The following is a 22,470-nucleotide window of genomic DNA, read 5'->3' as shown; positions in this document are numbered from 1 at the left end:
CTACTACAAGGCCGTAATTCGCCATGACAATAACTCCACAACAACTGATCGCACTGCTACCGCTGCTGATCGTCGGCTTGACGGTGGTGGTTGTGATGCTCTCCATTGCGTGGCGACGCAATCATTTCCTTAATGCCACGCTGTCGGTTCTCGGGCTTAATGCCGCGCTGGTCTCGCTCTGGTTCGTGGGTCAGAACGGAGCGATGGATGTCACGCCGCTGATTCGCGTTGACGGCTACGCCATGCTCTATACCGGGCTGGTGCTGCTGGCGAGCCTGGCCACCTGTACCTTTGCGTACCCGTGGCTTGAGGGATACAAGGACAATAAAGAAGAGTTCTACCTGCTGGTGCTCATCGCCGCGCTGGGGGGCATTCTGCTGGCGGGGGCGAACCATCTGGCGGCGCTGTTCCTCGGTATCGAATTGATTTCGCTGCCGCTGTTCGGCCTCGTTGGTTATGCCTTCCGGCAGAAGCGTTCGCTGGAAGCGAGTATCAAATACACCATTCTGTCCGCCGCAGCCTCTTCATTCCTGCTGTTCGGTATGGCGCTGGTGTATGCGAACTCGGGCAACCTGTCCTTCCTGGCGCTGGGTAAAAGCCTGGCGGACAGCGCGCTGCACGAACCGCTGCTGCTGGCGGGTCTGGGGCTGATGATCGTCGGTCTGGGCTTTAAGCTGTCTCTGGTTCCGTTTCACCTGTGGACGCCGGACGTTTACCAGGGCGCGCCAGCGCCGGTATCAACCTTCCTGGCAACCGCCAGCAAGATTGCTATCTTCGGCGTGGTGATGCGTCTGTTCCTGTACATGCCGGTGGGCAACAGCGAAGCGGTACGCGTGGTGCTGGGCCTGATTGCCTTTGCCTCTATCATCTTCGGTAACCTGATGGCGCTGAGCCAGACTAATATCAAACGTCTGCTCGGCTACTCTTCCATCTCGCATCTTGGCTATCTGCTGGTGGCGCTGATTGCCCTGCAAAGCGGTGAAATGTCGATGGAAGCTGTCGGTGTCTATCTGGCCGGTTACCTGTTCAGCAGCCTCGGCGCGTTCGGCGTAGTGAGCCTGATGTCCAGCCCATACCGTGGTCCGGATGCCGATTCGCTGTACTCCTATCGCGGCCTGTTCTGGCATCGTCCGATTCTGTCGGCGGTGATGACGGTGATGATGCTGTCGCTGGCAGGTATCCCGATGACGCTGGGCTTTATCGGTAAATTCTACGTGCTGGCCGTCGGTGTGCATGCACACCTGTGGTGGCTGGTTGCCGCCGTGGTGATCGGTTCGGCGATTGGTCTGTACTACTACCTGCGTGTGGCTGTGAGTCTGTACCTGAGCGCGCCGGATAAACTGAATCGCGATGCACCGTCGAACTGGCAGTACAGCGCGGGCGGTATCGTGGTGCTGATCTCCGCGCTGCTGGTCCTCGTGCTTGGCGTGTGGCCGCAGCCGCTGATTAGCATTGTTCAGTTGGCAACACCGCTGATGTAATCGCCGGGGCCGGGGTTCACGCCGTCGGTCCTGGAGCCCTGCCTGCCCGTTGCGATACGGGCAGGCATTTTTTTTGCCTCATCCTTTCTGTTCCCACTCCTGACCGACTCGTTACAGGCTGTAGACCATAAAGTCCTCGGCCAGCAGGGTCCGGGGAAATACCTCCCGACACTCCGCCAGCAGGCGCAGACAGCCTTCAGCGTCATAGCGCGAACTAAAGTGGGTGGCGATAAACATCCGTACGCCGGCATTGCGGGCCAGCGCAGCCGCCTGCTGGCTTGACGAATGACCACGGCTATTGGCTTTTTCGACCATCGCCTGCTCCAGCGTCGTTTCATGAACCATCAGTTCAACGCCTCGCGCCAGCTCCAGCGCGGCTTCGCAGGGCGCGGTATCGCCAAAAATCGCCAGCTTTTTACCGGGCGTTGCCGGGCCGAGATACTCCGTACCGTCGATTGTCCTTCCGTCCTCCAGCACAATCGTCTCTCCCTGCTTCAGGCGTTGGAATAACGGCCCCGGCTGGACGCCATCGGCAATCAGGCGGGCGGCATCGAGGGTGCCGGGGCGAGCGTGCTCTTCGATACGGTAGCCGTAACATTCAACCGGATGATTCAGCGGATAAGCGCTGACCCGATATCCCCCTTCGTCAAAGACCAGACCTGGGCCCACTTCGACAATGGTGAGCGGATAATCGGTCCAGGAACCGCTTAAGCGCAGCGCGGTTTCAACAAACTCCCTCAGCCCCGTTGGACCGTACAGCGTTAGCGGCAGCGAGTTGCCCTGCATGGAGCGACTGCACAGCAGACCGGGGAGGCCGAACAGATGATCGCCGTGGAGGTGAGTAATAAAAATCTTATTCAGTTTTCCTGGGTGATACGGGGTATGCAGAAACTGATGCTGGGTACCTTCTCCGCAGTCGAACAACCACATCTCCGCTGCCGTCGGCTGTTGCAAATTCAGCACGATAGACGTCATATTACGTGTACGGGTCGGCACGCCTGCGGATGTCCCCAAAAAAGTCAATTCCATCGTCCAGTGTCCTCGGGGCGTGGGTGAAAAACTCAAGTATACAGGAGTAGTCAATGATTACATGGCAGGATCTTCACCACGCAGAGCTGACCGTCCCGCAGTTGTATGCTTTGCTGCAACTGCGTTGCGCGGTATTTGTCGTCGAACAAACCTGCCCTTATCAGGATATTGACGGTGACGACCTGATGGGTGAAAACCGCCATCTGCTCGGCTGGCAAGGCGATGAACTGGTCGCCTATGCGCGCATTTTGAAAAGCGACGATGACATTGAGCCGGTGGTGATTGGTCGGGTCATTGTCAGCCCGGCGGTGCGCGGCGAGAAGCTGGGGTATCAGCTAATGGAACAGGCGCTGGCCAGTTGCCGTCGTCATTGGCCGCACAAGGCTATCTACCTCGGCGCCCAGGCACACCTGCAACGTTTTTACGCCAGCTTTGGTTTTCAACCGGTAACCGACATTTACGATGAGGACGGCATTGCGCATATCGGTATGGCTCGCGAAGCGGTCGCTGGTTAAGCGCCGTTAGCGTAACGGCTTAAAGAATCTATACTTTTTCCCCGTCAGCCTGTCCGGGCAGGCGGCAGCCACATACGGAAAGTCCTCTCCCTCATTATGGGTACTGCAATTTCACGCCAGTACCCCGTATAATATGTGGTTTTTATTGTGTGGAGGTTTGCGTGCTGTCTGTTTCCACTGCGCTGGAACGCTTACGTGACTGTCTGTCTGACGATTTTCCGCCGTCGTCCGGTACGCGAATTTTCGATATTCCTTTCCCTCTTCATGACGCTTTTGACCCCCTTCTGTGGTGCGGTCATCAAGCGCAGTGGCCACAGTTTTACTGGCAGCAGCGCAATGGCGATGAAGAGCTTGCTGCGCTCGGCGCGGTCAAAACCTTCCCGTCTTTGGCCGAGGCTCACGGCTTCTTGCAGTGTCAGGGGCTGGCGGATTTACGGATTTGTGGCCTGAATGCGTTTAACCCGCAGGAAGGGACCCTATTTTTGCCGCGGCTGGAGTGGCGTCGGGTTGGGGCGAAAGCCACTCTGCGCCTGCTGCTGAGTAGCGAGACTTCACTACGCGAAGAGGCCATCGCGGCTCGGGAATTTCTCCAGGTGCTGACTCCTGAGCAGGCGCAGCCCGCCGCTGTGCCACCGGTGCTCAGCGAGCAACATTCCCCGGACTATCCACAATGGTATGCGCTGATTGAGCGGGCAACTCAGGCGATTGCCGCAGGGGAGATGGAGAAAGTGGTGCTGGCGCGGGCCACGAATATCCAGTTTGCGGCGCCGCCGGATCCGCTGGCGATCGTGGCCGCCAGCCGTCGTAGCAATCACCGCTGTTTTCATTTCATGATGGCCTTTAACGCACAGCGGACATTCTTTGGCTCCACACCGGAGCGGCTTTGGCGTCGGCGCGGGACGCTGCTGTGCACCGAAGCGCTGGCCGGGACCGCTGCCAGCCATCCCGATGATCGCCAGGCGCAATGGTTGGCCGACTGGCTGATGAAAGATGATAAAAACCAGCGCGAGAATATGCTGGTGGTGGAGGATATCCGCCAGCGTATGCAGGATGACGTCCGTTCGCTGGATGTGCTGCCGCCGCAGGTGGTGCGGCTGCGTAAAGTACAGCATCTGCGCCGCTGCATCTGGGCTGAACTCTACCAGCCTGATGATACCCGTTGCCTGCATCAGCTGCAGCCGACCGCCGCGGTCGCCGGATTACCGCGCCGGGCGGCGCTGGCATTTATTACCCGCCATGAACCTTTCACCCGGGAATGGTACGCCGGTTCCGCTGGCTACCTGTCGCTGGCGCAAAGCGAATTCTGCGTGGCCCTGCGTTCGGCGCTGATCGAAAACGCCACGCTCAGGCTGTATGCCGGTGCCGGAATTGTCAGCGGTTCCGAACCTGAGCAGGAGTGGCAGGAGATAGAAAATAAGGCGGCGGGGCTGCGTTCATTATTACTGACAAAAACGTAGATAAACGATGCATATCAATACTCCATTGCTTTGTATTACCTATACTTAGCCTCAATATTTGATACCGGACAATTTCATGTCAGTAAGCGCATTTAACCGACGCTGGGCGGCGGTGATCCTGGAAGCATTAACTCGCCACGGCGTGCAGCATATTTGTATTGCGCCGGGCTCGCGCTCGACACCTCTTACGCTGGCAGCGGCGGAAAACCGTGCGTTTATTCCCCATACTCATTTCGATGAACGCGGTCTTGGCCATCTGGCGCTGGGGCTGGCAAAAGCCAGTCGGCAGCCGGTAGCGGTAATTGTCACTTCCGGAACGGCGACGGCTAACCTCTATCCTGCCTTAATTGAGGCGGGCCTGACCGGTGAAAAGCTGATACTTCTTACCGCCGATCGTCCCCCGGAGCTGATTGACTGCGGTGCGAACCAGGCGATCCGCCAGCCGGGCATGTTTGCTTCTCATCCCTCGCAGACGCTGTCGTTGCCGCGTCCGTCGCAGGATGTGCCCGCGCGCTGGTTGGTGTCGACGATTGACCAGGTGCTCGGCACCCTGCATTGCGGCGGTATCCATATCAACTGTCCGTTCGCCGAGCCGCTGTACGGCGAGATGGATGACACCGGCGTGGAGTGGCAGCAGCAGCTCGGCGCATGGTGGCAAAGCGATAAACCCTGGCTACGGCAGTCCCTGCATCTGGAAAGCGAAAAGCAGCGCGACTGGTTTTTCTGGCGGCAAAAGCGGGGCGTTGTCGTTGCTGGCCGCCTGAGCGCCGCTGAAGGTAAAAAAGTCGCCGGGTGGGCAAAAACGCTCGGCTGGCCGCTGATTGGCGACGTCCTTTCTCAGACCGGGCAGCCGCTACCGTGCGCCGACCTGTGGCTGGCAAACGGCAAAGCGGTGAGCGAATTGCAGCAGGCGCAAATCGTTGTACAATTGGGCAGCAGCCTTACCGGTAAACGCGTGCTGCAGTGGCAGGCCACCTGTGAACCGGAAGAATACTGGGTCGTGGATAATCTCCCCGGCCGCCTCGACCCGGCTCATCACCGCGGTCGTCGTCTGGTCTGCCCGGTGGAACAGTGGCTGGATCTGCATCCGGCGGAAAGCCGCCAGCCGTGGGCGACGACGATCCCTGTGCTGTCGCGGCAGGCCTGGCAGGCGGCGGCCGACCGCAGTGAGGCATTTGGCGAAGCCCAGCTGGCTCACCGGATTCAGCGCTATCTTCCGGATCAGGGGCAACTGTTTGTCGGTAATAGCCTGGTGGTTCGGTTAATTGATGCCCTGGCGCAGCTTCCGGCAGGATACCCGGTTTATAGCAACCGCGGCGCCAGCGGTATTGATGGCCTGCTGGCGACGGCGGCAGGGGTCCAGCGGGCCAGCACCCGCCCGACGCTGGCGATTGTCGGCGATCTCTCCGCGCTCTACGATCTGAACTCACTGGCGTTGCTGCGTCAGGCCTCTGCGCCGCTGGTGCTGATGGTGGTAAACAACAACGGCGGGCAGATATTTTCTTTGCTGCCGACGCCGCAGGATCAACGGCGTCAGTTTTATCTGATGCCGCAGGATGTTAATTTCGGCCATGCGGCGGCAATGTTTGGCCTTCATTATCACCGTCCGGACAACTGGGAAGCTCTGGAAACGGCGCTGGCTGACGCCTGGCATCTTCCCGGCGCCACGCTGATTGAGCTGGTGGTGAATGAGACGGAAGGTACGCATACTCTGCAACAGTTGCTGGCGCAGGTCAGCCGCCTATGAGTCTGCACGCTCTGTGCGCAAAGGGGCAGTCGGGCTATCCATGGCTGGTCTTTTTACACGGTTTTTCCGGGGACAGTCGGGAGTGGCAAACGGTGGGTGCCGCGTTCAGCGCTTATCCGCGGTTGTATATTGATCTGCCGGGGCACGGTGGTTCGCGTGATGTCAGGGTCAGCGATTTTGCCGAGGTCAGTCTGCGGCTGGCGGAAACGCTGGCGCACTACCATGTTCGGGACTACTGGCTGATTGGCTATTCGTTGGGCGGGCGTATTGCGATGTTTTTTGCCGGCCAGCCGCGGCGCGGGCTGTGCGGGCTGGTCGTTGAGGGCGGCCATCCCGGCCTCCAGGATACACGCCAACGCCGACAGCGCGCTTGTAGCGATGCCGCCTGGGCAGAGCGCTTTCGCCGCGAGCCGCTGGCGCAGGTTTTTGCCGACTGGTACCAGCAGCCGGTTTTCGCCGGCTTAAGTACGGTGCAGCGGGAAGCGCTTGTGGCGCTGCGCAGCCACAACAGCGGCGCCAGCCTTGCAGCGATGCTGGAGGCAACCTCCCTCGCCGTACAGCCCGACCTGCGCGCGCAACTCCGCGTCCGGCGCTACCCTGTTCATTATCTTTGTGGCGAGCGCGATGTGAAGTTTCGTGCCATTGCACGCGACGTCGCCGCAACGACACATATTATTCATCATGCCGGGCATAACGCGCATCGGGAAAATCCTGCGGCGGTAGTGTCATGTCTGGCTCAGTTTTTAGCGAGTTAACCAAAGGACATTCTATGATCTCTCTTGATGAAGCAATGCTCTACGCCCCCGTGGAATGGCACGATTGCTCCGAAGGCTACACCGACATTCGTTACCAGAAGTCGACGGACGGGATTGCTAAAATCACCATTAACCGTCCGCAGGTACGCAATGCGTTCCGCCCGCTGACCGTGAAAGAGATGATTCAGGCGTTGTCCGATGCCCGATATGACGACAATATCGGTGCCATTATCCTCACCGGCGAAGGCGATAAAGCATTCTGCGCCGGCGGCGACCAGAAGGTGCGCGGCGATTACGGTGGCTACCAGGATGATTCCGGCGTCCACCACCTGAACGTGCTCGATTTCCAGCGCCAGATCCGCACCTGCCCGAAACCGATCGTGGCGATGGTGGCGGGGTATTCCATCGGCGGTGGTCACGTTCTGCATATGATGTGCGATCTGACGATTGCCGCAGAGAATGCCATTTTCGGCCAGACCGGCCCGAAAGTCGGCTCATTTGATGGCGGCTGGGGCGCATCCTACATGGCGCGGATCGTCGGACAGAAAAAAGCGCGTGAAATCTGGTTCCTGTGCCGACAGTACGATGCACAGCAGGCGCTGGATATGGGGCTGGTCAACACCGTGGTCCCGCTGGCGGATCTGGAAAAAGAGACCGTGCGTTGGTGTCGCGAAATGCTGCAAAACAGCCCGATGGCGCTGCGCTGCCTGAAGGCGGCGCTGAACGCCGATTGCGATGGTCAGGCGGGACTGCAGGAGCTGGCGGGGAACGCCACCATGTTGTTCTACATGACCGAAGAGGGGCAGGAAGGGCGCAACGCCTTCAACCAAAAACGTCAGCCGGACTTCAGCAAATTTAAACGGAATCCATAATGCGTCAGGCGCAGGTTTACCGCTGGCAGGTACCGATGGACGCGGGCGTGGTACTGCGCGAACGGCGGTTAAAAACTCGCGATGGGTTGTTCATCCACCTGCAGGAGGGGGAACGTCAGGGATGGGGCGAAATTGCACCTCTGCCGGGCTTTAGCGCGGAAACGCTGGAGGAGGCGCAGTCTGCGCTGCTGGCGTGGGCGATAGCCTGGCGGCAGGGTGAGAGCCTGCCCGAGCTGTCGCCGCCTTCCGTGGCCTTCGGCGTCAGCTGTGCGCTGGCGGAGCTGAACGATGAACTGCCGCTGGAGGCGGAGTATCGTGCGGTGCCGCTGTGCACCGGCGACCCGGACGAACTGTTTGCCAGGCTGGCGGCACTGCCCGGAGAAAAGGTGGCGAAGGTCAAGATCGGGCTGTATGAAGCGGTGCGTGACGGGATGGTGGTTAACCTGCTGCTGGAAGCGATTCCCGATTTGCAACTACGTCTGGACGCCAATCGCGCCTGGACGCCGCTCAAAGCGCAGCAGTTTGCAAAATATGTCCATCCGCAGTACCGAGACCGTATCGCCTTCCTTGAGGAACCGTGTAAATCCCGCGACGACTCGCGGGATTTTGCCCGGGAAACCGGCATCGCCATTGCCTGGGATGAAAGTCTACGTGAGGCGGATTTTCGTTTTCAGGCGGAACCTGGGGTGCGTGCGTTGGTGATCAAGCCGATGCTCACCGGCAGCCTGCGCAAAGTGCGGGAACAGATCGCTATGGCGCACGCGTTGGGGCTAACCGCGGTGATCAGCTCATCGATCGAATCAAGCCTTGGACTGACGCAGCTGGCGCGGATTGCCGCCTGGCTGACGCCGCAGACCCTTCCCGGTCTGGATACGCTGGCATTGATGCGCGCACAACTGATTCGCCCCTGGCCTGCCAGCCCGTTACCCTGTCTGAACTGTGATGCGCTGGAGCCGCTGTTGTGACCTTTCGCGACTGGCCATGGCGCCACTGGCGTCGGCTGCGTGGCGAGGCTCCGGCAGTACGCCTGAACGACGTTGTCCTGAGCTGGCGGCAGCTGTGCGTTGAGGTTGATGCGCTGGCCGCCGGATTCCGTGCTCAGGGGGTCAATGAAGGGGAGGGCGTGCTGCTGCGGGCCTATAACCAGCCATCGGCATTGCTGGCATGGCTGGCGCTGCTTCAATGCGGCGCCCGAGTGCTTCCTCTGAATCCGCAGTTACCGCCTTCGCTGCTGGCGGCGTTGTTGCCCTCTCTCGATCTGCGCTATGCGCTGGTGCTGAATGGCGATCCGCTTGCCCTCGACTTTGCGCTGCTGGCGCTGCAACGCGCGGCGAGTGAATCGACGCTGTACTGGTGTGAAGAACGTCTGGCGTCAATGACGCTCACCTCCGGTTCTATGGGGCTGCCGAAGGCCGCCGTGCACAGCTGTCGGGCGCATCTTGCCAGCGCTGAAGGTGTGCTGGCGATGATTCCACTGGCGTCGGACGATGATTGGCTGTTGTCGCTGCCGCTGTTTCATGTTTCAGGGCAGGGGATTCTCTGGCGCTGGCTGCTGGCGGGCTCCCGCCTGACAGTAGGGGAAAGGCAACCGCTAGAACAGGCGTTGCGAGGCTGTACGCATGCCTCGCTGGTGCCCACTCAACTCTGGCGTTTGCTCAATAGCGAGGCTGAGGTGTCGTTGAAGGCGGTGCTTCTGGGGGGCGCGGCGATTCCCGTCGCGTTGACCGATCAGGCGCGCGTCCGGGGTATTCGCTGCTGGTGTGGCTATGGTCTGACGGAGTTCGCCTCGACGGTATGCGGCAAAGAGGCAGATGGCGCGCCGGACGTCGGCCAGCCGCTTCCGGGGCGTGCGCTGAAAATCGTTGAGGGCGAAGTCTGGCTGCGTGCCGACAGCATGGCGGCTGGCTACTGGCGCGATGGCGGGATTCAGCCGCTGGTCAACGAACAGGGCTGGTTTGCCACTCGCGATCGCGGTGAGTTCAGGGAGGGCAAACTGACTCTGCTTGGGCGGATGGATAACCTCTTTTTCAGCGGCGGGGAAGGTATTCAGCCTGAAGAGGTGGAGCGGGTGCTCCTGGCGCATCCGCAGATTCAGCAGGCGTTTATCGTGCCGTTAGACGATGCGGAGTTTGGTCAGCGTCCGGTGGCGGTGGTGGAGTGCGATGCGCAGTGCGATGTCGCCGCGCTGGCGGTCTGGGCACAGGATAAGCTGGCTCGTTTTCAGCAACCGATACGCTGGTTGTCGTTACCTGATTCATTGAAAACCGGCGGGATTAAAATCTCCCGCCGGGCATTACGTGACTGGGTTAATGCGTTGCCAGGCGGCCAGACGAGTTAACCGGGTGTGGCCTCGGCACGGCGATGGGGGGCTCAGAGCAGGCCTTTCAGGGTGAATGTTTTGCGCGTCGCGATATTCAGATCGTAGCGGTGCAAATCTTGCGGCTTTACCCAGGCATACGCCTGAAATTCGTCGTTGAGGGTGATTTCGCGGTTGGCGCTGAGGCAATCAAAAATCAGGTAAATCATATAAACCTCTTCCTGACGGCCGTCGGCATAGGTTTTGACCCGACTATCATCGCTAAAGGTCCACGGCATAATCTGCGTCAGCTGCAACGCCGCCCCGAGTTCCTCACGCACTTCCCGACGTAGCGCCTCTTCAATACGTTCGCCCGGTTCAACGCCGCCGCCGGAAAGTGCCCACTGCCCGGGAAAAACGCCGCGATCGTCAGCCATTTTGCACAACAAATAGTGTCCCTGATTCTGAATCAGCGGGCAGACGATGGTCCTTTGGCGCATAGTGATCTCCTTGACTAAACGGCAGGGAAAAGGTGCCGAAGGATCAGTTTGCGAGCCGTCTCGCTAAACTGCAAGCTGCATTGTTCGTACTTACCCGACATTATCCGTAGCAACTGGTTACAATCACGAAAGTAAAGGTCGTTTTAGTGCATTGATTCCTCAGCGTTCGGCAGTACAATTCTGCGGTTTTGGGGACTTTTTTGATTCTTGTTTTGTGGATAGAGTAAAAATGAAAAAGAGCATTTTATTAGGTCTTGCCGGCATGATGTTTGTCTCTACGGCGGCAAATGCCATCAGCGTGACCGGACAGGTTGGTGAGCACTACACCAACCTTGGCGTCGGTTTCGGGACTGAGTCATCCGGTCTGGCCGTGACCGGCAACTGGATGCACAGCGACAATGACGGCGACGCGGCGGGTTTAGGTCTTGGCCTGAATCTTCCGCTGGGGCCATTCCTCGGGACGGTAGGCGGTAAGGGCGTTTACACCCACCCGAAGAGCGGAGATGAAGGGTATGCGGCGGCCGTCGGCGGCGGCCTGCAGTGGAAAATGGGTGACAGCTTCCGTCTGTTCGGCGAATACTACTATTCCCCGGATTCACTCTCCAGCGGCATCCAGAGCTATCAGGAAGCCAATGCCGGTGCGAGCTGGACAATTATGCGCCCTCTGAGCATCGAAGCCGGTTATCGCTATCTGAACCTCGAAGGGAAAGACGGCAACAAAGACAGCACGATTGCAGACGGCCCGTACCTCGGCGTCAGCGCCAGCTTCTAATCCCCCAACGGCGCGAACGTTTCCCGCGCCGTATTCCTGTCTACTCCGCCTGCGCCTTGCGTTATAGTATTGCCACCTGGCAGGCAAGGAGTGAAGTGAAGAATGATAAATGTGGAAATGCTGTCCACCGGCGATGAAGTGTTGCACGGGCAAATCGTCGATACCAATGCCGCGTGGCTGGCCGATTTCTTTTTCAATCAGGGATTACCGTTAACGCGCCGCAACACCGTGGGCGATGACCTTGATTCCCTGGTCACAGTGTTACGCGAACGCAGTGAACAGGCGGATGTGCTGATCGTCAACGGCGGTCTTGGGCCAACCAGTGATGATCTGAGCGCGCTGGCCGCCGCGACCGCCAAGGGCGAAGGACTGATTCTGCACGAAGAGTGGCTGGAAACGATGACCCGCTTCTTTGCCGATCGCGGTCGCCCGATGGCCGCAAGTAACCGTAAGCAGGCGGAGATCCCCGCCAGCGCGGAGATGATCAACAATCCGGTGGGAACGGCCTGCGGTTTTGCCGTTCAGCTCAACCGCTGTCTGATGTTTTTCACCCCTGGCGTCCCGTCGGAATTCAAAGTTATGGTCGAGCAGGAAATTTTACCCCGCCTGCGTGAGCGTTTCCCGCTGTCTGCACCGCCGCTCTGTCTGCGTCTGACAACTTTTGGCCGTTCAGAAAGCGATCTGGCGCAAAGCCTCGATCCGCTGGTGCTGCCGCCGGATGTCGTCATGGGCTACCGCTCTTCCATGCCGATTATTGAGCTGAAGCTCACCGGGCCGGCAGAACAGCGCGAAGCGATGCTGGCAATTTGGCCGGAAGTGAAAAAAGTGGCGGGAGAGAGCATGATTTTCGAGGGCACCGAGGGGTTGCCCGCGCAGATTGCGCGGTGTTTACAGGAGCGCCAGTTGAGTCTGACGCTAAGTGAACAGTTTACCGGCGGGTTGCTGGCGCTTCAGCTCTCGCGGGCAGGCACGCCGCTCCTGGCAAGTGAAGTGGTCCCTTGCCAGGAAGAGTCGCTGGCGCAGTCTGCCCGCTGGGCAGCAGAACGGCGGGTTAATCATTTCGCGGGTCTGGCGCTGGCGGTGAGCGGCCAGGAGGCCGATCACCTGAATTTCGTGCTCTCGACGCCGGAAGGCACCCATGCGCTGCGGGTCAAATTCAGCGCCACTCGCCACAGTCTGACGATTCGCCAGGAAGTCTGTGCCATGATGGCGCTGAATATGCTGCGTCGTTGGTTGAACGGTCAGCCGGTCGCCGGGGAACATGGCTGGATTAACGTCGTCGAATCTCTCTCGTTTTAAACCAATCGTTGCGTCGGGAACGCCTCCCGGCGCGTGATGAGTCCAGCCTGTTGTACTCGCTTTTAAATATTCTGTGCGCCATCTCCCATTTTCCTCCCTCTGAATGTCCACTCTGCTGGAATAGCGTCGTCATTTGAAGTCGCTCACAATTTTCCGCCCGGACAACCGCAACACTGATTCCAGTATTCAGGATTGGAGTCCAGTATGTTGGAATCAAGCAAGGTCCCGGCGCTGACCCGCGCCATCGATATTCTCAATTTGATCGCCCGCATCGGCCCCTGCAGCGCGGCGACCATTATTGACGAACTGGGTATTCCGAAAAGCACCGTCTATCTGCTGTTAGGAGAGCTGAGAAAACAGCGTTTCCTTAGCATGGATAATCAGGATAACTACTGCCTGTGGACCAAGCTGGTTGAGCTGGCCGGGCAGGCGCTGAGCAAAATGGACCTGCGCGAACTGGCGCGTCCGCGCCTGACGCAACTGATGGACCAGTGCGGGTTGCTCTGTCACCTGGGGATTATCGACAGCGGCAACGCCTACTACATTCTGAAGATTGAATCCCCGGCCACCATCAGCGTGCGTTCGCATGAGGGCAAGAGCCTGTCGCTGTATCGTTCTGGTATCGGTAAATGTCTGCTGGCCTGGCAGCCTGAGTGGGTTCAGGCGTCTATTATCAGCGAGCTGCAGTGGGAGCGGGCGACGCCAACGACCATCACCAGTGCCCAGCAGCTTCGCGATGAACTGGGGCGTATTCGCGCTCGCGGCTGGAGCTTCGATAACGGCGAAGATTATCCCGACGTTCGCTGCGTGGCCGCGCCGGTGTTTAACGCCAATAACGAGCTGACCGCCGCAATCTCCGTGGTGGGGACTCGCCTGCAAATCAATGAAGACAATCGCGATTACCTTGCCGGTAGGGCGATTGCCTGCGCTAAAGATATTTCTCGTCTGCTGGGATGGAAGAGCCCCTCCGAACAACAAGCCTCATAATAAGGAGAAGATCGTGACCCTACCGAAAATTAAACACGTCCGCGCCTGGTTTATCGGCGGCGCTACCGCAGAGAAAGGCGCTGGTGGCGGCGACTACCATGACCAGGGGGCAAATCACTGGATTGACGATCATATCGCCACGCCGATGAGTAAATACAAGCAGTATGAACAGTCCCGCCAGTCGTTTGGCATCAACGTTCTCGGCACACTGATTGTTGAAGTCGAAGCCGAAAACGGGCAGACCGGCTTTGCGGTGTCGACGGCGGGCGAGATGGGCTGCTTCATCGTGGAAAAACACCTCAACCGCTTTATCGAAGGCAAATGCGTCAGCAATATCAAACTGATCCATGACCAGATGCTCAACGCCACCATGTACTACTCCGGCTCCGGCGGCCTGGTGATGAATACCATCTCCTGTATCGACCTGGCGTTGTGGGATCTGTTCGGTAAAGTGGTTGGGCTGCCGGTTTACAAACTGCTGGGCGGCGCGGTGCGCGATGAAATTCAGTTCTATGCCACCGGAGCACGCCCGGACCTGGCAAAAGAGATGGGATTTATCGGCGGCAAAATGCCGACCCACTGGGGGCCGCACGATGGCGATACGGGGATCCGCAAAGATGCCGCGATGGTGGCTGATATGCGCGAAAAATGTGGCCCGGATTTCTGGCTGATGCTGGACTGCTGGATGAGCCAGGACGTCAACTACGCCACTAAACTGGCCCACGCCTGCGCGCCTTATAACCTTAAGTGGATCGAAGAGTGCCTGCCGCCGCAGCAGTACGAAGGCTATCGCGAGCTTAAACGCAATGCGCCTGCCGGGATGATGGTCACCAGCGGCGAGCACCACGGCACGCTGCAATCCTTCCGCACGTTATCGGAAACCGGTATCGATATTATGCAGCCTGATGTCGGTTGGTGCGGCGGCCTGACCACGTTGGTGGAGATTGCGGCGATTGCCAAATCGCGCGGCCAACTGGTGGTTCCGCACGGTTCATCGGTCTATTCGCACCACGCGGTCATTACCTTTACCAACACGCCGTTCAGCGAGTTCCTGATGACCAGCCCGGACTGCTCAACGATGCGTCCGCAGTTCGACCCGATTCTGGTTGACGAACCGGTACCGGTGAATGGGCGTATCCACAAAACCGTTCTCGATAAACCGGGTTTCGGCGTTGAGCTGAACCGCGACTGCAACCTGAAACGCCCTTATAGCCACTGATCCCGTCGTGCCGCACAGCGGTGATGTGCGGCCCATTGTTGAGGATATTACGATGAGCAACACCTTGCTTGAGAGCGTGGTGAAGAAAAACCGCGCCCGTTTGATCCCCTTTATGCTGGCGCTGTATGTGCTGGCGTTTCTTGACCGCTCGAATATTGGCTTTGCCAAAGAGACCTATCAGCTGGATACCGGTCTCAGCAACGAAGCCTATGCGCTGGGGGCGGGGATTTTCTTTGTGGTGTATGCCTTTCTCGGGGTGCCAGCCAATCTGCTGATGCGCAAATTCGGCGCAAGAAAATGGATTGGCTGCACCACCTTGCTGTGGGGCATTCTTTCCGCAGCGATGGCGTGGGCGGATACGGAAGCGAAATTTCTGCTGGTGCGCACTCTGCTGGGCGCCGCCGAAGCGGGCTTCTTCCCAGGGATGATCTACCTGACCTCTCAGTGGTTTCCGCAGCAGAACCGCGCCAGCATTATGGGGTTGTTTTATATGGGCGCGCCGCTGGCGCTGACCCTTGGTTCGCCGCTATCCGGCGCGCTGCTGGAAATGCACGGTTTTAGGGGGCATCCCGGCTGGTTCTGGATGTTTGTTATTGAGGGGCTGCTGGCGATCGGCGCGGGATTCTTCACCTTCTTTTGGCTCGACGACACGCCGCAAAATGCGCGTTTCCTGACCTCTACCGAAAAGCAGGCGTTAATCAGCGAGCTGGCCCGCGAAGAGCAGAAAAAGGTCACCTCGCGGTTGTCCGATGCGCTGCGCAACGGCCGCGTCTGGCAGCTGGCCATTATCTATCTGACCATTCAGGTCGCGGTTTACGGGCTGATTTTCTTTCTGCCAACCCAGGTCGCCGCGCTGCTGGGCACCAAAGTGGGGTTCGTGGCCTCGGTGGTGACCGCTATCCCATGGGTGGCGGCGCTGTTCGGGACCTGGCTGATTCCGCGCTACTCCGACCGCACCGGCGAGCGACGTAATATTGCGGCGTTCACTCTGCTGGCGGCGGCAATAGGTATTGCGGTCTCCGGGCTGGTGTCGCCGGTGCTGGCTATTATCGCGCTGTGCGTCGCCGCCGTCGGCGTCATTGCCGTGCAGCCGGTCTTCTGGACCATGCCGACGCAGCTGTTGTCTGGCACGGCGCTGGCCGCGGGCATTGGTTTCGTCAATCTGTTTGGCGCGATCGGCGGTTTTCTGGCCCCCATCATTCGGGTTCAGGCCGAAACGATGTTCGCCAGTCACTCTGCCGGATTAGTGACGCTCGCCTGCGTGGCGGTTGTCGGGGTGGTTATTATCTTTTCGCTGCGCGTCAATCGCACGATACCGCAGGCTGGCAGCGTACAACATTAATGTAAGGGAGAACTATGAACGCTATTTTATCAAACCCATTTAAAGCGGGATTATTGCAAGGGGAAGCGCAAATTGGCCTGTGGCTGAGCTCGACTTCTTCTTATATGGCTGAGATTGCTGCCACTTCAGGTTATGACTGGCTGCTGATTGACGGCGAACATGCGCCCAATACTATTCAGGACCTTTATCATCAGTTGCAGGCCATCGCCCCCTACGTCAGTCAGCCGGTGATTCGCCCGGTAGAGGGTAATCGCAGCCTGATTAAGCAGGTGCTCGATATCGGCGCCAGAACGCTGCTGATCCCGATGGTTGATACCGCCGAACAGGCGCGGGAGGTGGTTTCAGCTACCCGCTATCCGCCGGTGGGGACCCGTGGCGTCGGGGCGGGGGTGGCACGCGCTGCGCGCTGGGGACGGGTGGAGAACTATATGGCGCAGGCCAACGATGAGCTGTGCCTGCTGATTCAGGTGGAGAGCAAAACGGCCCTCAATAATCTGGATGCGATCCTCGAAGTGGAGGGGATTGACGGCGTCTTTATCGGCCCGGCTGACCTGTCGGCCTCGCTGGGCTACCCGGACAACGCTGGTCATCCGGAAGTGCAGCGCATCATTGAACAGAGCATCCGCCGCATTCGCGCGGCGGGGAAAGCTGCGGGTTTCCTCGCCGTTGACCCGCAGATGGCGCACAATGCGCTGGCATGGGGGGCGAATTTTGTTGCCGTGGGTGTCGATACTAATCTTTACACCAGCGCGCTGGATACACGGCTGGCGATGTTCAAACCGGTAGCCGCACCGGCGGAGGGAAAGGGGAGCTACTGATCTCCCTTTGTTGGCGCTGGCTTCAGCCCAGCGCTTGCGCCAGTAGAGTGATGGGATGTTCACAGCGTTTGCTGGTGGACATCTCAATCTGCCATTTGCAGGTTTCACAATCGGTGATCACCAGATCGGCACCGCTCTGCTCAATTTGCCGGAACAGCGGTGCGCCGATGGCCTGCGAAGAGGGATAGTTTTCCGATTTAAACCCGTAGGTGCCGGCGATGCCGCAGCACTGCGAATCCAGCACTTCCAGCTGTAAACCCGGGATCAGCCGCAGCAGTTCGAGGGTATACAGCGACCAGCCCATCTTCTCCATATGACATGGCGTGTGATAAACCACCTTCAGCGGCAGCGGCCGTAGCGGCAGGGTACGTCCGGCATCAAGCTGGCGCCAGATCCAGCGGGTTGCCAGTTCAACCCGGTCGCGAAGGTCCTGATTATCGACATCCAGCAGATGCGGGTATTCGTCGCGCAGGGTAAAAGTGCAGGTTGATGAGGTGGCAATGATCGGCAGCGGGGTCTCTCGCATGGCGGCGACGTTGCTCTGTGCTTGCCGGCGGGCTTTGGCGAAAAAGCCGTTGGCGATAAGCGGCACGCCGCAGCATTTTTCTTTGCTTAACAGCTGTACGCCGGTGCCCATCGCATTCAGCACGTGAATGAGATCGTGGCCGAGTTGTGGATGGTTGTAGTTGACGTAACAGCCGTGAAAGAATGCCACCTGCTTACTGAACTGCGCCTGGTGGGCTGCCTGCTGACGATACGCCCGGCGAAAAGTGCCAAAACCGTATTTCGGCAGCGTTCGGCGGTGGTCAATCTTTAGCGTCGCATCAAGCAGCTTGCGTACTGGTTTGAGCCCCGTCGCGGCGTTGACCAGCGGGGCAAACGGCGTGGAGAGGGCACCCATCAGATCTGTATGGCTGAGGATAGCATCACGCAGCGTCGGTTTTTGCTGACTGTACTGCGCCCGTGCCCGCTGGATAATATCGCCAATTTTTACATCAGAAGGGCAGGCGACTTCACAGCGCTTGCAGTTAATACAATATTTTAAGGCCTCATCGTACAGCGTCCCGTCCTTCAGCCGCAGGCGCTCACCGTCCGGGCCAGCCTGTTTTGGGCCCGGGTAGCGGGGATTTACCTGGCTGACCGGGCAGTTGGTCGTACACACGGTACATTTAATGCAGCTCTCAAAGCGGGTATCGTTCATCGCACGCCTCCGGCAAGGTCATGAATCTGTTTCGCGACATGCAGCGCGGTGACCGCGCAAACACCGCCGCCGCATCCCAACTGGATGGCGTCAAAACCGCCCAGTAACGAACCGATGGCAAACAGGTTGCCGAGCGGCTGGCCCTCAAGCAACGGGCGCAGCAGCGCGTCGGTTTTCAGGCCGAAGTGCTGCCAGGGTTGCGAAGCAAAGAAATCGCGTTGATACCAGTTCTCGCGCGGGAGGGGCTGCAGCAGGTCGAGGCCGAGAATCGGCTCCCGAACGCGCTCTTTCTTGGCGATCAATCCATTGCTGAAGAAACTGCCGCTGGCGAGTACTGCAAAACGGGGACGTAGCGCGACATCGCCGTGCTGCCGTGTCCAGACCGCGGTGACATTCCCCTCCTGATGGCTGATTCGCGTGACTTCATCACCGGCCAGCCAGGTGCCGCCGGTGCGAATAAAACGACGTTGAAGCTGGTTATGCAGGCGCATACCGGGTACCGAAGGCGGCAGCGTCGGTAGCAAGCGCAGCGGGCAGGGCAGCTGTTCCTGTAGCCAGCTATACAGCCCGGCGTCATTCAGACCGAAACAGGCGGGCATGATCAGCATGTCGTGCGCCTGCGCCAGCGGAAGTAACGCGGCGAGGAGCGCGGGCCAATGACACTCTTCGTCGAGCATTCTGGCGATATTCACCGCGCGAAATTCGCTCGGGTTATCCCGCAGAACATCCAGTATCGGTAAGTCTATCTCGGTCGCCGTTGCCTTCACCCCCTGCCGGGTGAGCGAGGCGGCGGCCAGATGCGGCTGGAAGTCGGCGAAGCCACTGATACCGACGACGCCGACGCGCCGTGCGGACAGTGGCGCCACGGGAACTTCCAGCGGCGAAAGCCACGTCGGGCGCAGGGTGCCCAGCGGCGTAACACGTTCATGCGGCTGTCTGGCCTCGCCGCGCATCGCGATCCCGCTGGTGGCCAGCAGCGCTTCGGTTTTCGCGGCGTACGCCATCACCCGATCGGCGCCCAGCATCGCATAGGGATGTTCGGGAAGCTGTTCTGCCAGGCGGGCGATCCCGTGAGCCACATCGCTGACGCGTTCCCCATCGGGAAGGGCGCAGAGCAGATCCAGCGAAGCGGAGGAAAAGTGCAGCGCGCTTTGACCCCGACTGACGATGACGCAGCGCAGGCCGAACTGATTTAGCGCTAGCCCGCAGAGCAGGCCCGCGAGGCCACCGCCGATAATCACGCTATCAAATTTCATCCTGAGATTCCTTTTGCAGTCCGCACAGTCCGAGGTAGACCCAGCGGGTGAATTCACTTTCCCTGAGCGCATCGCCCCAGGCAATGGGCTGCACGCCTTTCCAGCGCTCGTTTAAAAAATCAGAAAGCTGAGTCAGCGACTGAGCGGGAGTGGTGATGTTAAATCGTTGCAGAAGCCCGGCCGCCCGGCAGGCGCACAGCTCTCCCTGGCAGGTGCCCATGCCGATGCGCGTGCGGCGGCGTAGATCAAGCAGGCTGTTAACCGCTAAGTTTTCCACCGCGTACTGCACTTCTCCGGCGGTCACCATCTCGCATTCACAGATTAAGCTGCGATGCTGGCGGGTATCACCCAGCCAGCCAGGCGTGCGGTCGCCGTGGCGATAGAGGGCAGAACCGCGCAGCGGTGCGGGTAGCGAGATGATTTTTTTTACCGTGGCTTCGGGGGGCTCCGTTGACCCCGGGAGCGGAGTGTCGGCGGTTGAACAGGGAACGCTGTTGCCCAGCTTACGACACAGGGCATCCGTGGCCCACTCCGCCATCAGGCGGTAGGTCATCAGCTTGCCGCCGGTAATGGTGATAAAGCCCTCCATGCCATCGCGCTCGGCGTGGTCGAGCAGAACGATACCGCGACTGACGCTACGTCCGCTGGGGTCATCATCGCTGGCCACCAGTGGACGCACGCCGGAATAGGCGCGCAGCACGCGAGTGCGCCCAAGCACCGGGGCCAGTTTTTCCCCTTCCCGTAGCAGCGTGTCGACTTCGGCCGCCGTGACCCGGTTGTCATCAATTTCGTCGTAAGGGATATGTTCCGACGTCGTGCCAATCAGCGAAATGGTATCGCCGGGCACCAGAATATCGGCATCGGCGGGTTTGCGGCAGCGGTTGATGACCTGCCGGTTGATACGATGGTCGAGGATCAACAGCGATCCCTTGGCCGGGAACATGGCGATGCGCAGATCGGCATATTCCGCGATCCGCTGTCCCCAGATCCCGGCGGCATTGACCACAACACCGGCGTACAGCGTCCCTCTCTCACGATGTTGATGATCATAAAACTCAACCCCGCAAACACGTTCTCCACGACGTATGAGCCCGGTAATTTCGCAACCGGTCAGAATGGTCGCGCCATGTTCCCGAGCGTCGAGCATGTTGGCTGCCGTGAGGCGAAAAGGATCGAGGGTGCCATCGGGGACCTGTACGGCACCAAGCAGGGCCGGATTGACGGTTGGTTCAAGGCGCAGGGCCTCTGCTGGCGACAGCTGCCGGGTTTCGATCCCCGCCTGCTGACAGGCGTTGATAAAGGTTCGTTGCCAGGCCAGGTCGTCCTCGGGAAGAGTAATAAAGAGTCCGCTGGTCGGTTCAACGCAGTGACGGGCGATGCGGCGCAGAACCCGGTTCTCAGTGATGCACTCGCGGGCCGATTCACTATCGGTGACGGCATAGCGGGCGCCGCTGTGCAGCAGACCGTGATTACGGCCGGTTGCTCCGGTGGCAATATCGTGACGCTCCAGCAGCGTTACCTGCAGCCCGCGGAGCGCGCAGTCCCGCGCGATCCCTGCGCCGGTGGCGCCGCCGCCGATGATAATAACATCACATTCACGGGGTTCGGCCATCTTCCTGTCCTTCTTCTTTCGTTTTACGCCATTTAGCCATACAAACGGTAAATATTGTTTGATTTCGAGCATGTTCGCGCGTTATTCGCGCGATATATGTGATTTCATGCTCATAATGGAATTTTTTGTCATATTTTTGTAACAAAGCGTGCGATGTTTCACAGTATCCGGGGCCAGCTTTGCCTACCATCCCGCCTCATCAGAAGTGGGTGATTAGATTAGATTTTTCTTATCGGTATCAGTAGAGAAGAGATGGCCACGGAGGCTGCTATGTTAACTATTTTTAAACCTGCGCCGCACAAAGCACGTTTGCCCGCGGCGGAAATCGATCCGCTGTATCGTCGACTGCGCTGGCAAATTTTCATCGGTATTTTCTTTGGATATGCTGCTTACTATCTGGTGCGTAAGAACTTTGCTCTGGCAATGCCCTACCTGGTGGAGCAAGGATTTTCCCGCGGCGATCTGGGATTTGCCCTCTCCGGCATTTCGATTGCCTATGGATTTTCGAAATTCATCATGGGATCGGTATCGGATCGCTCGAATCCGCGCATTTTTCTGCCGGCGGGTCTGATCCTGGCCGCGCTGGTGATGCTGGTGATGGGTTTTGTTCCCTTGGCAACCTCCAGCATTATGGTGATGTTCGTGCTGCTGTTCCTTTGCGGCTGGTTCCAGGGGATGGGCTGGCCGCCGTGCGGGCGGACGATGGTGCACTGGTGGTCGCAGAAAGAACGCGGCGGCATTGTCTCGGTGTGGAACTGCGCGCATAACGTCGGGGGCGGGATCCCACCGCTGCTGTTCCTGCTGGGGATGGCGTGGTTTAACGACTGGCATGCGGCGCTGTATATGCCGGCGTTCGGGGCGATTCTGCTGGCGGTGTTTGCCTTCGCGATGATGCGCGATACGCCGCAGTCCTGCGGCCTGCCGCCGATTGAAGAGTACAAAAATGACTATCCTGATGATTACAGCGAAAAGCATGAACAGGAGCTGACCGCCAGCCAGATTTTTAAGCAGTATATCCTGCCGAACAAGCTGCTGTGGTATATCGCCGTGGCTAACGTCTTTGTCTATCTGCTGCGCTACGGCATCCTCGACTGGTCACCCACCTACCTGAAAGAAGTGAAGCACTTTGCGCTGGATAAATCCTCCTGGGCTTACTTCTTATATGAGTATGCAGGGATTCCTGGTACGCTGATTTGTGGCTGGATGTCCGACAAGGTGTTTAAGGGCAATCGCGGGGCCACCGGCGTCTTCTTTATGACGCTGGTGACGATGGCGACCGTAGTCTACTGGCTTAACCCGCCGGGTAACCCGG

20 protein-coding genes are annotated in these 22,470 nt (G+C 59.1%); 15 read left to right on the top strand and 5 right to left on the bottom strand.

What is annotated here, in order from left to right; all coding sequences use genetic code 11:
- The first annotated feature begins 23 nt into the window (after positions 1-23).
- Positions 24-1,481 carry an NADH-quinone oxidoreductase subunit NuoN gene (gene nuoN, locus ACZAHD_RS14115; RefSeq protein WP_462457333.1) on the top strand — a complete coding sequence of 486 codons (1,458 nt, stop codon included), beginning with the start codon at positions 24-26 and terminating at the stop codon, positions 1,479-1,481.
- 111 nt (positions 1,482-1,592) lie between these two features.
- Here the strand turns inward: nuoN and rnz are convergent, their stop codons facing one another.
- Complete coding sequence (gene rnz, locus ACZAHD_RS14110; RefSeq protein WP_462457332.1) at positions 1,593-2,510, bottom strand: ribonuclease Z; 918 nt, start codon at positions 2,508-2,510, stop codon at positions 1,593-1,595.
- A 53-nt stretch (positions 2,511-2,563) separates the two neighbouring features.
- On the opposite strand from rnz, the gene ACZAHD_RS14105 reads away from it, so the two are divergent.
- The 7 genes from ACZAHD_RS14105 (at position 2,564) to menE (ending at position 10,194) form a co-directional block, all read left to right on the top strand.
- Complete coding sequence (locus tag ACZAHD_RS14105; RefSeq protein ID WP_462457331.1) at positions 2,564-3,025, top strand: GNAT family N-acetyltransferase; 462 nt, start codon at positions 2,564-2,566, stop codon at positions 3,023-3,025.
- Positions 3,026-3,186: 161 nt separating this feature from the next.
- Positions 3,187-4,482, top strand: a complete 1,296-nt coding sequence (gene menF, locus ACZAHD_RS14100; protein WP_462457330.1) for an isochorismate synthase MenF — start codon at positions 3,187-3,189, stop codon at positions 4,480-4,482.
- A 76-nt stretch (positions 4,483-4,558) separates the two neighbouring features.
- On the top strand, positions 4,559-6,229 hold the full coding sequence (gene menD / locus ACZAHD_RS14095) for a 2-succinyl-5-enolpyruvyl-6-hydroxy-3-cyclohexene-1-carboxylic-acid synthase (protein ID WP_462457329.1): 1,671 nt from the start codon (positions 4,559-4,561) through the stop codon (positions 6,227-6,229).
- Positions 6,226-6,984, top strand: a complete 759-nt coding sequence (gene menH / locus ACZAHD_RS14090) for a 2-succinyl-6-hydroxy-2,4-cyclohexadiene-1-carboxylate synthase (RefSeq protein WP_462457328.1) — start codon at positions 6,226-6,228, stop codon at positions 6,982-6,984. Before menD ends, menH begins: the two co-directional genes overlap by 4 nt.
- Positions 6,985-6,998: 14 nt before the next feature.
- Positions 6,999-7,856 (top strand): 1,4-dihydroxy-2-naphthoyl-CoA synthase, encoded by an 858-nt coding sequence (gene menB, locus ACZAHD_RS14085; protein WP_462457327.1) that lies wholly within the window; start codon positions 6,999-7,001, stop codon positions 7,854-7,856.
- A complete protein-coding gene (menC, locus tag ACZAHD_RS14080) occupies positions 7,856-8,821 on the top strand; it encodes an o-succinylbenzoate synthase (RefSeq protein WP_462457326.1) in 966 nt (321 codons plus the stop codon). Before menB ends, menC begins: the two co-directional genes overlap by 1 nt.
- Complete coding sequence (gene menE / locus ACZAHD_RS14075; RefSeq protein ID WP_462457325.1) at positions 8,818-10,194, top strand: o-succinylbenzoate--CoA ligase; 1,377 nt, start codon at positions 8,818-8,820, stop codon at positions 10,192-10,194. The genes menC and menE overlap by 4 nt, the downstream gene beginning before the upstream one ends.
- A 32-nt stretch (positions 10,195-10,226) precedes the next feature.
- On the opposite strand, the gene nudI is transcribed toward menE, so the two are convergent.
- Entirely contained in the window at positions 10,227-10,652 is a 426-nt protein-coding gene (gene nudI, locus ACZAHD_RS14070; RefSeq protein ID WP_462457324.1) for a nucleoside triphosphatase NudI, read from the bottom strand.
- A gap of 229 nt (positions 10,653-10,881) precedes the next feature.
- On the opposite strand from nudI, the gene ACZAHD_RS14065 reads away from it, so the two are divergent.
- The 6 genes from ACZAHD_RS14065 (at position 10,882) to yfaU (ending at position 17,089) form a co-directional block, all read left to right on the top strand.
- Positions 10,882-11,424 (top strand): YfaZ family outer membrane protein, encoded by a 543-nt coding sequence (locus tag ACZAHD_RS14065; RefSeq protein WP_462457323.1) that lies wholly within the window; start codon positions 10,882-10,884, stop codon positions 11,422-11,424.
- 102 nt (positions 11,425-11,526) lie between these two features.
- A complete protein-coding gene (locus ACZAHD_RS14060) occupies positions 11,527-12,723 on the top strand; it encodes a nicotinamide mononucleotide deamidase-related protein YfaY (RefSeq protein ID WP_462457322.1) in 1,197 nt (398 codons plus the stop codon).
- Positions 12,724-12,927: 204 nt separating this feature from the next.
- Positions 12,928-13,710 carry an IclR family transcriptional regulator gene (locus ACZAHD_RS14055; RefSeq protein ID WP_462457321.1) on the top strand — a complete coding sequence of 261 codons (783 nt, stop codon included), beginning with the start codon at positions 12,928-12,930 and terminating at the stop codon, positions 13,708-13,710.
- A 13-nt stretch (positions 13,711-13,723) separates the two neighbouring features.
- Positions 13,724-14,929 carry an L-rhamnonate dehydratase gene (gene rhmD / locus ACZAHD_RS14050; RefSeq protein ID WP_462457320.1) on the top strand — a complete coding sequence of 402 codons (1,206 nt, stop codon included), beginning with the start codon at positions 13,724-13,726 and terminating at the stop codon, positions 14,927-14,929.
- A 52-nt stretch (positions 14,930-14,981) separates the two neighbouring features.
- Positions 14,982-16,271, top strand: coding sequence for an MFS transporter (locus tag ACZAHD_RS14045; protein WP_462457319.1), 1,290 nt, complete (start codon positions 14,982-14,984; stop codon positions 16,269-16,271).
- Positions 16,272-16,285: 14 nt separating this feature from the next.
- Positions 16,286-17,089: a 2-keto-3-deoxy-L-rhamnonate aldolase gene (gene yfaU, locus ACZAHD_RS14040; protein ID WP_462457318.1), complete on the top strand. Its 804-nt coding sequence runs from the start codon at positions 16,286-16,288 to the stop codon at positions 17,087-17,089.
- A gap of 22 nt (positions 17,090-17,111) precedes the next feature.
- On the opposite strand, the gene glpC is transcribed toward yfaU, so the two are convergent.
- Genes glpC through glpA form a run of 3 tightly spaced genes read right to left on the bottom strand, consistent with a single transcriptional unit; the run spans position 17,112 to position 21,158 of the window.
- Complete coding sequence (gene glpC / locus ACZAHD_RS14035) at positions 17,112-18,290, bottom strand: anaerobic glycerol-3-phosphate dehydrogenase subunit GlpC (protein ID WP_462457317.1); 1,179 nt, start codon at positions 18,288-18,290, stop codon at positions 17,112-17,114.
- The gene (gene glpB, locus ACZAHD_RS14030) at positions 18,287-19,546 is read right to left on the bottom strand and encodes a glycerol-3-phosphate dehydrogenase subunit GlpB (RefSeq protein WP_462457316.1); all 1,260 of its coding nucleotides are present in this window, start codon (positions 19,544-19,546) and stop codon (positions 18,287-18,289) included. Before glpB ends, glpC begins: the two co-directional genes overlap by 4 nt.
- Positions 19,536-21,158, bottom strand: a complete 1,623-nt coding sequence (glpA, locus tag ACZAHD_RS14025) for an anaerobic glycerol-3-phosphate dehydrogenase subunit A (protein WP_462457315.1) — start codon at positions 21,156-21,158, stop codon at positions 19,536-19,538. The genes glpB and glpA overlap by 11 nt, the downstream gene beginning before the upstream one ends.
- Before the next feature lie 270 nt (positions 21,159-21,428).
- Between glpA and glpT the strand changes: the two genes are divergently transcribed.
- Positions 21,429-22,470: glycerol-3-phosphate transporter (gene glpT, locus ACZAHD_RS14020; RefSeq protein ID WP_462457314.1), on the top strand; the 1,042-nt coding region annotated here is incomplete at its 3' end.

Source organism: Raoultella sp., assembly GCF_039594335.1.
Taxonomy (GTDB): Bacteria; Pseudomonadota; Gammaproteobacteria; order Enterobacterales; family Enterobacteriaceae; genus Klebsiella.
Note: the sequence above shows the minus strand (reverse complement) of the source record. Positions and strands in the feature narration are given on the sequence as shown.

Excerpts from the sequence above, each read along its gene's own strand:
- glpB (WP_462457316.1), bottom strand. The coding sequence starts at position 19,546 with ATGAAATTTGATAGCGTGATTATCGGCGGTGGCCTCGCGGGCCTGCTC.
- rnz (WP_462457332.1), bottom strand. The coding sequence starts at position 2,510 with ATGGAATTGACTTTTTTGGGGACATCCGCAGGCGTGCCGACCCGTACA.
- menH (WP_462457328.1), top strand. The coding sequence starts at position 6,226 with ATGAGTCTGCACGCTCTGTGCGCAAAGGGGCAGTCGGGCTATCCATGG.
- glpC (WP_462457317.1), bottom strand. The coding sequence starts at position 18,290 with ATGAACGATACCCGCTTTGAGAGCTGCATTAAATGTACCGTGTGTACG.
- ACZAHD_RS14045 (WP_462457319.1), top strand. The coding sequence starts at position 14,982 with ATGAGCAACACCTTGCTTGAGAGCGTGGTGAAGAAAAACCGCGCCCGT.
- yfaU (WP_462457318.1), top strand. The coding sequence starts at position 16,286 with ATGAACGCTATTTTATCAAACCCATTTAAAGCGGGATTATTGCAAGGG.
- ACZAHD_RS14055 (WP_462457321.1), top strand. The coding sequence starts at position 12,928 with ATGTTGGAATCAAGCAAGGTCCCGGCGCTGACCCGCGCCATCGATATT.
- ACZAHD_RS14060 (WP_462457322.1), top strand. The coding sequence starts at position 11,527 with ATGATAAATGTGGAAATGCTGTCCACCGGCGATGAAGTGTTGCACGGG.
- glpA (WP_462457315.1), bottom strand. The coding sequence starts at position 21,158 with ATGGCCGAACCCCGTGAATGTGATGTTATTATCATCGGCGGCGGCGCC.
- menB (WP_462457327.1), top strand. The coding sequence starts at position 6,999 with ATGATCTCTCTTGATGAAGCAATGCTCTACGCCCCCGTGGAATGGCAC.
- nuoN (WP_462457333.1), top strand. The coding sequence starts at position 24 with ATGACAATAACTCCACAACAACTGATCGCACTGCTACCGCTGCTGATC.
- ACZAHD_RS14105 (WP_462457331.1), top strand. The coding sequence starts at position 2,564 with ATGATTACATGGCAGGATCTTCACCACGCAGAGCTGACCGTCCCGCAG.
- ACZAHD_RS14065 (WP_462457323.1), top strand. The coding sequence starts at position 10,882 with ATGAAAAAGAGCATTTTATTAGGTCTTGCCGGCATGATGTTTGTCTCT.
- nudI (WP_462457324.1), bottom strand. The coding sequence starts at position 10,652 with ATGCGCCAAAGGACCATCGTCTGCCCGCTGATTCAGAATCAGGGACAC.
- menC (WP_462457326.1), top strand. The coding sequence starts at position 7,856 with ATGCGTCAGGCGCAGGTTTACCGCTGGCAGGTACCGATGGACGCGGGC.
- menD (WP_462457329.1), top strand. The coding sequence starts at position 4,559 with ATGTCAGTAAGCGCATTTAACCGACGCTGGGCGGCGGTGATCCTGGAA.